9 protein-coding genes are annotated in these 11,351 nt (G+C 64.2%); all 9 read left to right on the forward strand.

The genetic code is table 11. From position 1 onward, the window contains the following. The first annotated feature begins 951 nt into the window (after positions 1–951). The gene (locus tag ABY44_RS28410; RefSeq protein ID WP_059688577.1) at positions 952–1,656 is read left to right on the forward strand and encodes an energy transducer TonB; all 705 of its coding nucleotides are present in this window, start codon (positions 952–954) and stop codon (positions 1,654–1,656) included. A 71-nt stretch (positions 1,657–1,727) separates the two neighbouring features. Further along, a complete protein-coding gene (locus ABY44_RS28415; protein WP_060173235.1) occupies positions 1,728–2,621 on the forward strand; it encodes a MotA/TolQ/ExbB proton channel family protein in 894 nt (297 codons plus the stop codon). An 18-nt stretch (positions 2,622–2,639) separates the two neighbouring features. Further along, positions 2,640–3,062: an ExbD/TolR family protein gene (locus tag ABY44_RS28420; RefSeq protein WP_027792449.1), complete on the forward strand. Its 423-nt coding sequence runs from the start codon at positions 2,640–2,642 to the stop codon at positions 3,060–3,062. 9 nt (positions 3,063–3,071) lie between these two features. After that, the gene (locus ABY44_RS28425; protein ID WP_059696037.1) at positions 3,072–3,497 is read left to right on the forward strand and encodes an ExbD/TolR family protein; all 426 of its coding nucleotides are present in this window, start codon (positions 3,072–3,074) and stop codon (positions 3,495–3,497) included. Positions 3,498–3,767: 270 nt separating this feature from the next. Next, on the forward strand, positions 3,768–4,343 hold the full coding sequence (locus ABY44_RS28430; protein WP_027792451.1) for a helix-turn-helix domain-containing protein: 576 nt from the start codon (positions 3,768–3,770) through the stop codon (positions 4,341–4,343). Positions 4,344–4,615: 272 nt separating this feature from the next. Beyond that, a complete protein-coding gene (locus tag ABY44_RS28435) occupies positions 4,616–7,390 on the forward strand; it encodes a TonB-dependent receptor (RefSeq protein WP_060173234.1) in 2,775 nt (924 codons plus the stop codon). A gap of 114 nt (positions 7,391–7,504) precedes the next feature. Beyond that, positions 7,505–9,391, forward strand: coding sequence for an extracellular solute-binding protein (locus ABY44_RS28440; RefSeq protein WP_060173245.1), 1,887 nt, complete (start codon positions 7,505–7,507; stop codon positions 9,389–9,391). A gap of 19 nt (positions 9,392–9,410) precedes the next feature. Continuing rightward, entirely contained in the window at positions 9,411–10,463 is a 1,053-nt protein-coding gene (locus ABY44_RS28445; RefSeq protein ID WP_027792453.1) for a microcin C ABC transporter permease YejB, read from the forward strand. Further along, positions 10,417–11,351: ABC transporter permease (locus ABY44_RS28450; protein ID WP_431642800.1), on the forward strand; the 935-nt coding region annotated here is incomplete at its 3' end. The genes ABY44_RS28445 and ABY44_RS28450, both read left to right, overlap by 47 nt.

Below are 11,351 nucleotides of genomic sequence, written 5' to 3' on the forward strand. Positions count from 1 at the left end.
CATCGGGTATCGAATTCGAGATTAATGGTCGGCGCGCGTGGCGAGAGACTTTATCGATCGATTTTTGGTCGGGCAAATGATCGATGCTTGTATTGATATGGATAGGGTGGGGTAAATTGAAATCACGATGGAATTGGATTTGTTTTTTGAAAACGGGGAAAGACATCCGGATTAAGGCGGTGTGCGAGGTTGCGGCTGTTCGTTCGCCGCGGGTTCACTCCGTCGGGGCTGCGTGCCGCAACGGTCGATCGTCGTGCATGGAACCGGCGCGACCACGCTCGTATTGGCCGAGCTTGCCTCGATCAATGGCCTGCAATCCGCCGGAATATACGACGTGCGCGGTGTTGGGGGCAGCGGATGATGCGTGCCCCGGCAGTTCGGCGATGATGCACGGCGCCGGATGCCGATCCCGTTCGAGTCGACTTCTGCGTCGGGAAGCATCGCTTCCGACGAGTAAATTTATGTGGAAGTTTGATGTGGGTAAACTTGTTCAGATTATCGTGCGCACTGAAATGGGGAATGTTTGATGCAATTAAACTCGCGCATTCGTCGTCGTCAATTTGAAAAGTTTGATGTGATCAAACTTTTGTCTTTCCATCAAAAAAAGTTTGACGGTCAAAATTTTTTCTTGATATCTTCTGTAATCAACGGGTGGCGTCTTTTGATGGATTAATTCCTTATCGAATATCTTTGCCTTCCATTCGCATGATTGCGTCTGGGTAGCACTCCGTCGGTCTCTGCTCGAGCGGACGGGCATCCGTTTCATTCTCCGGAATCTAATCAATTTCGATGAGCAGGTATTTTCCCCGTATCGAGCGATCGACGGGTAGGAATCGTATTTTCGAAAATAAGTAAATCGGGCTTTCCGGGTTTCGAATCAGACACTGCCGCTATCCGGGCCGTGGGGCATCGTGCATCGGCGACATTCGCGTTGGGGGACTGAAGGTGGGTATCAAGATCGAGGATGGCGTGCTCGCGTCCGGAGGCGGACCGGCGAGGCCCGGACGCCAGCGGCAGTTCGGCGGGAAACAGCGGAACCCGGTGCGCCGCTTCGGCGGTATCGCAGCCGTTCTGCTGCTGCATGTGTTGCTGGTCTACGCGCTCCTCAACGGCCTCGCGACCAAGGTCGTGCAGGTTATCCAGCATCCGATCGAAACCCGCATCATCGAACCGGTGAAGCCGCCGCCGCCCCCGCCGCCTTTGCCGGTGGTCAAGCTGCCGCCGCCGAAGGCGACGTTGCCGCCGCCGCCATTCGTGCCGCCGGCGGAGGTACCGGTGCAGGCGCCTCCGCAGGCAGCGATCACGCATCAGGCCGCGCCCGTGCCGTCCGCGCCGGCCGTGCAGGCACCCGTCGTCGCGCCGCCGGCGCCGGCGGCGAAGCCGGTCAGCCATGAAGTCGGCGTGGTCTGCCCGAATTCCGACCAGATGCGTGCATCGATGCAGTATCCGAAGGAAGCGCAGGAAAACAACATCACGGGCGATGTCACGATCGAATTCGTCGTCGATGCGGACGGCAACGTCACCAACGTACGGGTGTCGCAGTCGGCCGATCCAGTCCTGGATCGCGCTGCCTACAACACGGTCAAGCGATTCAAGTGCATGGCGCAGGGGCAGCCGGTGCGCGTCCAGGTTCCGTTCTCGTTCAACCTGAACTGACCCGTGCAGGGCCCTGGGGCGGCAGGACGGGAATTTCAATCGATCAGTTAAACGAAATAAGTGGAGTAGGTATGGCAAAGCGTTCACTGGCTGCACTCGCGGCCTGCATGTTGATATCCTCCGTCGCGCTCGAGGCGCTGGTTGTGCCGCAGCCGGCGTTTGCCGAGGCGAGCGCGCCGGTGGCCGTGGCCGCGACGGCGTCCGCGCCGCAGGCGGCTGCGGACGAGCCATTGCCGCCGCCTGCACCGGCGGCGACGCAGGCCGTCGAGAATCCGTACGGGCTCGGCGCGCTGTGGAAGAACGGCGATTTCGTCGCACGATTCGTGCTGATTCTGCTCGTGATCATGTCGATGGGCAGTTGGTACATCATGATCGCGAAGTTCCTCGAGCAATTCCGTGCGAACCGGCGTGCGAAGCTCGCGGACGAGCAGCTCTGGTCCGCGCCGTCGCTATCGGCCGGCGCGAGCCTGCTCGACGAGGCGTCGCCGTTCCGTTTCATCGCCGAGACCGCGATCGAGGCCGGCGAGCATCACGACGCGGCGTTGCTCGAGGCGGTCGACCGCAATACGTGGATCGACGTCTCGGTCGAGCGCGCGATTACCAACGTGTCGAACCGGCTGCAGGATGGTCTCGCGTTCCTCGCGACAGTTGGATCGACCGCGCCGTTCGTCGGCCTGTTCGGCACGGTGTGGGGCATCTATCACGCGCTGACGGCCATCGGCATCGCCGGGCAGGCGTCGATCGACAAGGTCGCGGGCCCGGTCGGCGAGGCGCTGATCATGACGGCGATCGGGCTCGCTGTCGCGGTGCCGGCCGTGCTCGGCTACAACTTCCTGGTCCGTCGCAACAAGTCGCTGATGGAGCGGGTGCGCAACTTCGGCGCACAGCTGCATACGGTGCTGCTCGCGGGCGGCAAGCGCACGGTGCGGGCCGCCGGTACGCCGGCCGCGTCGCTCGTGCACTGACGCAGGCGGGAGTGCACGATGGCCATGAACGTCGGGCAGGACGACAACGACGACGTGATCGCCAACATCAACACGACGCCGCTCGTCGACGTGATGCTGGTGTTGCTGATCATTTTCCTGATCACGATCCCGGTCGTAACTCACACGATTCCGCTGGAGCTGCCGAAGGAAACGGTGCAGCCATTGGAGACGACGCCGAAAAGCGTCGAAATCGCGGTGAATCGCGACGGGCAATTCTTCTGGGGCGAAACGCACGTGGACGGCCCGACGCTGCTCGCGAAGCTGAAGGGCATCTCGCAGATGTCACCGCAGCCCGACGTGCACGTACGCGGCGACGAGAACACGCGCTACGAATTCATCGGGCGCGTGATCACCGCGTGCGAACGGTCGGGCATCGCCAAGGTTTCTTTCATCACCGAGCCGCCGGCGCGCGGCGGGTAGGAGTCGACGATGGGCATGAACGTATCTTCGGGCGACGGCGAGCCGGACGTGATGGTCGACATCAACACCACGCCGCTGATCGACGTGATGCTGGTGCTGCTGATCATGTTGATCATCACGATCCCGATCCAGATGCACTCGGTCCGGATGGACCTGCCGGTCGGCAATCCGCCGCCACCGTCGAAGCCGCCGGAGGCCGTGCAGATCGACATCGCCGCCGATGGCGCAACGACCTGGAACGGCGCGCGAGTGCCGGATCGCGCGGCACTCGAGCAGAAGCTCGCGCACGTCGCCGCGGAGCCCGTGCAGGCGGAGATCCGCCTGCGTCCGGACAAGCTCGCGCCGTACCGGGCCGTCGCCGGCGTGCTGGCAAGCGCGCAGCGTGTCGGGGCGACGAAGATCGGCCTCATCGGCAACGAGCAGTACATGCCGTGAAGCTGGCGGCAGGGCCGGAGACCGGCACCTTGCGAGGCCCGACGAGCCCTTGACGGAGTGGACGATGCGACACGATAACCGGGAATCCATATCGATCAGTAGTGCAAATGTAGGGAGGAGATGTGAAAACCGGGAAAGCCGTAACATCGAATGTCCGCCGCGCGATCACGGTTTCCGTCGGTACGCAGTCGCGCTGAATGCGCACTGCGATCGCGTCGACCGGGGGAGCGTATTCATCAAACAGTTTCGACTACGGGTTCGTGTCTCACTATGGTTTCGTCTTCCGATGAATCGATGCTTGTCGCCACCTCGATGGGAAACAAGATTCGCACGCTGCGCCGGCAGCTCAAGCTCACGCTGGATGTGACCGCCGCTGCGGCTGGCATTTCCAAACCGTTCCTGTCGCAGATCGAACGCGGACGCGCGATGCCGTCGATCGCGACGCTCGTCGGCATCGCGAAGGCGCTGGGCGTGACGATCGACCATTTCGTCGGCGCGTCGCCCGACACGCCGACGGCGTGCCAGTGCGAATCGCTGCAGCATTGCGGCGTCGAGTCGCTAGCCAGTGCGTTCGCACAGCTTTCGCATCTGGCGAGCGGAACGAAGCTGGATGCGAGGCTGTTCCGGATTCCACGGGGCCGGGCCACGCCTGAAGCAGCACCTTACGCCGGCGAGGCATTCGTCTACGTGATGAACGGCGAGCTCGAGCTGACGCTGGACGACCGCACCGTCGTGCTGAAAGCGGGCGATGCCGCGCACTACGAGTCGACCCCGACCCAGGTCTGGAGCAACGCCACCAACGAGGAAGCGGTGATCGTCTGGGTCGGGGCGCCGGCCGGAGCCTGAGAGAACACGAAAACGCATCCGTTTCACCGGGTGCTTACATAAGTATTACTGAATGTTTTTGGATGGAACGTGTGAGGCGTGCGGTCGGGATGGCCGCGCCAAACGAAGGAGCCGGCAACACGGGGCGCAGGTCGCGTTGCCGGCGGGCTCGAGGCAGTGCAGGTGGCAGGTCGGAAATCACGGGGCCGGTGCGCAGGGCCCGGAAGCGGGCGGGGATTCACAAGATCCCGGGCAAAACCGGTGGGTTCTTATTGATGAACGAGTGGACCAAGATGAAGCAGAAAGTTTTGGCGTTGGCTATCAAGAGGATGATCTGGGCGGAAATGGCGCTGACGGCCACGCTGGCGGCGCCGGCATTCGCGCAGAGTCAGCCGTCGCCCGGGGGGGCTGAGATTGCGACGGCGGTCGCGCAGGATGCGCCTGTGCCGACCGGTGAGCCGGGCCCGGGAGCCGGCGTGCCGGCCGGTGGCGCGGCGGCGCAGGGCAAGGTCGCGCAGATCAAGCGCTTCGAGGTGACGGGCTCGCTGATCCGCAGTGCGGACAAGGTCGGCTTCAACCAGGTGCAGACCGTCACGGCCAAGGACATCGAGAACAGCGGCTACACGACGGTATCGGATTTCCTGCGCGGCGTGTCGGCGAACTCGTCAAGCAGCTGGGGCGAAGGCTCGGGCGCGCAGGGCAGTTTCGCGCCGGGCGGTGCGGGCATCGCATTGCGCGGTCTCAGCGAAAAGTACACGCTGGTGCTGGTGGACGGGCAGCGCGTGGCACCCTACGCGTTCGCCGTGAACGGCACCGACCAGTTCTTCGACCTGAACACGCTGCCGATCAACATCATCGACCGCATCGAGATCGTCAAGACCGGCGCTGTGTCGCAGTACGGCTCGGATGCCATCGCGGGCGTCGTGAACATCATCACCAAGAAGAACTTCCAGGGGCTCGAGCTTGGCGGCAGCTACGGCGGCGCGACGCAGGGCGGCGGCGGCGCGGGCACGACCCAGTTCAGCATCCTGGGCGGCATCGGCGACCTGAATTCGGATCGCTTCAACGTGACCGCGGCGCTCAGCTACTACAAGTCCAACGGGATTCTGGCGTCCGATCGCGACATGTCGCAGAACCAGAATTTCTCGAATTTCCCCGGCGGCCTGGACAACGAATCGCTGTCGTACTGGCGGCGCAATGGCACCGACGTGCCGCTGTCGCCATGCCCGCGCGGCGGCAAGGCGATTCCGGCCGGCTCGACTGCGCAGGCATTCGGCGAAAGCGGCAGCGTGTGCGGCAACAATACCGCATACGCATCGTCGATCTCGCCGTGGACCGAACGCTTGAGCGCGAAGGTGCATGCCGACTTCAAGATCAACGACGCGATGCAGGCATTCGCCGACCTGTGGGAAAGCAACAATACGACGGTCACGAACACCGGCGTCGAGCGCCTGCGTTCGAATACGCAGACGTACGATCCCGCGACGGGGGGCGTCAAGCTGGTGCCGAACGTCGTGCCGGGCAGCAATCCGTACAATCCGTTCGGCACGCCGACGCAGCTTCGCTACACGTTCGGAGACACGCAGTCTGTTCGCACGAGCGCGAATTTCTGGCGGGCGGCGACGGGCGTCAAGGGTACCTTCTCCACACCCAAGGTGGGCGACTGGGATTGGTCGGTGGCGTACTCGCACTCGCAGAGCGAGGTGTCGAACGACTTCTCGAACCGGATGCGGGCATCCGCGCTGGAGAACATCGTTCAGAACGGCGGGTTCGACTTCGCGAATCCGGCCGCGACGCCGCATGGCCTCGATGGCGCCTATGGCAGCACCAGCACGCAGGCGATCACGAAACTCGACTCGGTCGATGCGACGATTGCGACGCCGAACCTGTTCACGCTGCCCACCGGCAACGTCGGACTCGGCCTGGGTACGCAATTCCTGCATGAAACCCAGTACATCGGCACGGGCTCGGGCTGGGCGGACGGCACGCTCATCCGGCCGGCGATGCAGTCGGTCAACGGCCAGCGCAATGTCGCGGCGGTCTACTACCAGCTCGACGTACCGATCCTGAAAAACCTCACCTTCAGCCAGTCGGGCCGCTACGATCACTACAGCGATTTCGGCGGGGCGTTTTCGCCGCGCTTCGCGCTGCGTTTCCAGCCGGTGCGCGAGTTCACGACCTACGCGTCGTACACGCGCGGCTTCCGTGCACCGACGCTGATCGAGAATACGGCGTCACGTACCTTCTCCACGCAAGGCGTGATCGACGCGCACGATCGGAACGCGCCCGGCTCGTACAACCTGACGGAAGAAATCCAGGCGGGCAACCAGAACCTGCAGCCCGAGCGTACGAAGAACTACAACATCGGCTTCCAGCTGTCGCCGACGCGCACGACCGACATCGGCTTCGACTGGTACAAGATCCACGTCGACAACGTGATCGGTACCGACGACGTGCAGAGCGTGGTCGACGCGAACGATCCGTCTCGCGTGATACGCAACCCGAACGGTTCGATCGCGTACGTGGTGATGCCGTACAAGAACCTGTCGCATCTCGACACGGACGGCTTCGAGACGACGTTCCGCCAGTCGGTGAAGACGGCGATCGGCACGTTCACGCTGTCGGGCGACTGGGCGTACGTGTGGCACTTCAAGATGCCGGTGGGCGGCGTCGATACCGACTTCGCGGGCAACAACGGTTCGGTGAACCAGCCGTTCGGCGGCAGCTTCCCGCGCTGGAAGGGCAATACGGACCTGAACTGGAACTACCGGAAGTGGAACACGACGCTGACGTGGATCTACGTGGGCCCGTACAGCCAGGCGATCCTGCCGGCCGGGAACTACCCGAACATGCAGGACAGCGTCGCGTCGTACAGCCAGTTCAACATGACCGTCAGCTATACCGGGTTCAAGCACTGGACGCTGTATGCGGGCATCAACAACATCTTCAACCGCAAGCCGCCGTTCGATCCCGTGTACATGAACGCGGCCTACCAGACCGGCTACGACACGTCGCTGTACACGTACGTCGGCCGCTTTGCGCAGGCCGGTGCGACCTACCGGTTCTGACGGCGCGTGCCCGCGCATGCGGTCGGCCGTTGCGGTCGCCGACCGCATGCGTTTCCGCATTTCGAATCGACATGGCACCGGCCGCGCGCCGGTGCGATCACACGAAGACCGATGATGACAGTATCGATGTTGCACGCGCGGCGCGCGCAGGCGATCGCGGCCCGGGGCGCGATCGCCGTGTGCGCAGCCGTGCTCGCGTACGGCGTCGCGATCGCGGGCGCGGTGGCTGCGCCGGCGATCGCGCAGTTCGGCGCGCCGAAGTATCCGGCGGGATTCACGCATTTCGCGTATGCGGACCCCGACGCGCCGGACGACGGCACTTTGGCCTTTCAGAACTACAACGAAGCGCAGAGCTACGATTCGCTGAACCCGTTCCTCGTGCGCGGCTCGCCCGCACCGGACATCAAGAACCTGATGTTCGACACGCTGATGCAGCGCAGCTGGGACGAGCTCGCATCCGAGTATGCATTGATCGCCGACGACGTTCAGGTCGCGCCCGACGGACTCTCGGCCACGTTCCACATCGATCCGGCCGCACGTTTCTCCAACGGCGACCCGATCACGGCGGACGACGTCAAATACTCGTTCGACACGCTGTCGGGCCCGCAGGCGTCGCCGCTCTTCAACGCGCAGTTTTCGGTGATCCGGCGCGCAGTGGTCGTCGACGGCCACACGGTGCGCTTCGAGTTCAAGCATGCGGAGCGCGACGCCGCGCTGATCGCGGGCGACCTGCCGGTGTTCTCGCCGAAGTGGGGCATGCGGGCCGACGGCACGCGGCCGCCGTTCGACCAGATCGCAACGGTGCCGCCGATCGCGAGCGGCCCTTACCTGATCGAACAGCGCAAGAACGACAAGCAGATCGTCTATGTGCGCAATCCGCGTTACTGGGCCGCGAACCTGCCGTCGCGGCGCGGCATGTACCGCTTCGCGCGCGTGTCGTTCAAGCTGTATCTCGACCAGTACACGATGCTGGAGGCATTCAAGGCCGGCGACATCGATGCGCGCATGGAATACAGCGCGACGCAATGGGCACGTCGTTACGTCGGCCGCAATTTCCGCAACGGGATGCTGAAGCAGGGGGAATTCCCGGACGGCCCCGCACAGATGCAGGGCTTTCTGATCAACCTGCGCAAACCGCAGTTCTCCGACGTACGCGTGCGTCATGCATTGACGCTCGCATTCGACTACGACTGGATGAACCGGATGATGTTCTACGGGCAGTACCGCCGCACGGACAGCTTCTGGGCGGCGAGCCCGTTCGGCGCGAAGGGCATGCCGAGCGAGCGCGAGCTGGCGCTGCTCGCGCCGTATCGCGCCGAACTGCCGGCCGAGGTGTTCGGCCCGATGATCCGGCCGCCGTCGACGCTGCCGCCTGGCTCGTTGCGCGCGAACCTGAAGCAGGCGCGCGACCTGCTCGCGCAGGCCGGCTGGCATTTTCGGGACGGTGCGCTGCGCGACGCGAACGGCACGCCGATGACGATCGAGATCATCGACGACCAGCCGGGCATGGACCGGTTGATCCTGCCGTACATCCAGGCGCTCGGCACGCTCGGCATCCGCGCGTCGCTGCACGAGCTCGACAGCGCGCTTTACCAGCGGCGCCTGGACAACTTCCAGTACGACATGACGACCTTCATCTATTCGCCCGTCACGATCCCGGGGGCGGAGCTCGCACGCCGTTTCGGCAGCGCGGCGGCGTCCCAGGTCGGCTCCGAGAACTATCCGGGCGTGAAGTCGAAGGCGGTCGACGCGCTGATCCGCGCGGCGCTCGCGGCCGACACGCTCGACGATCTCGAGACGGCCACGCACGCGCTCGACCGCGTGCTGATCAACCTGTACATCCTCGTGCCGCATTACTATCTGCCGAACGCACGGATCGCGTACAAGGCGAGCTACGGACATCCGGCCATCGTTCCGGATTCCTACCAGTACGAGGACTGGATCATCAGCTACTGGTACCGGAAGAAACCGGCGGGCGCCGCGCGGGTTTCCGGTACATGACGGAACGGAGAGCACCACGATGATTGGCTACATATTCCGGCGGTTGCTGCTGATGGTCCCGACGCTGATCGGCGTCGTGACGATCACGTTTGCGGTCACGCAGTTCGTGCCGGGCGGCCCGGTCGAGCAGGTCCTCACGCAGTTGCGCCACGGCAGCGCGCACGGCGGCGAGGCGGGCGGCGGAGGCGGGGGCTACCACGGCAGCCAGGGCGTCGATCCGCAGCAGGTCGAGCAGATCCGCAGGCAGTTCGGCTTCGACAAGCCGCCGCTCGAGCGCTACTGGATGATGCTGAAGGCATACGCGCGATTCGACCTCGGCGACTCGTACTTCGTCCATGCGCGCGTGTGGGACGTGATCCGCTCGAAGCTGCCGGTGTCGATCACGCTCGGGATGTGGACGGTGATTCTCACGTACCTGGTGTCGGTGCCGCTCGGCATCGCGAAGGCGGTGCGCAACGGGTCGCGGTTCGACACCGTGACGAGCGTGCTGGTGCTGGCCGGCTACGCGGTGCCGGGCTTCGTGCTCGGCGTGCTGCTGCTGATGCTGTTCGGCGGCGGCACGTTCTGGCAGGTGTTCCCGATGCGCGGGCTCACGTCCGACAACTTCGACGACCTGACGCTGATCGGAAAGGCGCTCGACTATCTGTGGCACATCGTGATGCCGGTGACGGCGTCGGTGGTCGGCAACTTCGCGATCGTCACGATCCTGACCAAGAACACGTTCCTCGATGAAATCGGCCGACAGTACGTGCTGACCGCCCGCGCGAAAGGCGTACCCGAGCGCGACGTGCTGTGGAAGCACGTGCTGCGCAACGCGGCGATCCCGCTGCTGACCGGGCTGCCGGCCGCGTTTGTCGGTGCATTCCTGAACGGCAACCTGCTGATCGAGACACTGTTCTCGCTCGACGGCATGGGGCAACTGTCATACGACTCGGTGATCCGCCGCGACTATCCGGTCGTGCTCGGCTCGCTGTTCCTGTTCACGCTCATCGGTCTTCTGACCAAACTCATCGCGGATATCTGCTATGTCCTCGTCGACCCCCGTATCCAGTTCAACAGCCTGGACCGCTGACCAGGCATGCGCGGCGTGCGCGGCCTCGCCGTCGCCGTGGCGGCGCACATGGTTGCGTTTTCGCACGCAGCCGCTCGGCTACTGGAGTTTCGTGATCTTCGTCGCGCTGTTCGCGATCAGCCTGTTCGCCGACGTGCTGTCGAACGACCGTCCGCTCGTGCTGCGGTATGACGGGCACTACGCGTTCCCGATCGTGACGGATTATCCGGAAACGCGCTTTGGCGGCGATTTTCCCGCGAAGACGAACTATCTCGACCCTGCCATTCGCGCGAACCTCGACGCGCGCGGCAACTTCGCGATCTTCCCGCCGAACCGCTATCGTTACGACACAATCGACTATTTCGCGTCGCGCCCGTATCCGGCGCCGCCGTCGTCGAGCAACTGGCTCGGCACCGACCAGTTCGGGCGCGACGTGCTCGCGCGGCTGCTGTACGGGTTCCGGCTGTCGGTGCTGATGGCGTTCGCGCTGACCGCGTCGGGCATGCTGATCGGCGTGCTCGCGGGGGCGGTGCAGGGTTTCTACGGCGGGCGCACCGACCTGATCGGCCAGCGCCTGATCGAGATCTGGAGCGCGCTGCCTGACCTGTACCTGCTGATCATCTTCGCGTCGATCTTCACGCCGTCGCTGTGGCTGCTGTTCGTGCTGCTGTCGATGTTCGGCTGGCTCGTGCTGTCCGACTACGTCCGCGCCGAATTCCTGCGCAACCGCGCGCTCGACTACGTGAAAGCGGCACGCACGATGGGGCTGTCGAACGCACAGATCATCTGGAGGCACGTGCTGCCGAACAGCCTGACGCCGGTGATCACGTTCCTGCCGTTCCGGATGAGCGCGGCGATCCTGTCGCTGACGAGCCTCGACTTCCTGGGGCTCGGCGTGCCGCCGCCGAC

Origin of the sequence: Burkholderia sp. ZZQ-2 (genome assembly GCF_050768715.1) — a bacterium.
Lineage (GTDB): Bacteria > Pseudomonadota > Gammaproteobacteria > Burkholderiales > Burkholderiaceae > Burkholderia > Burkholderia cepacia.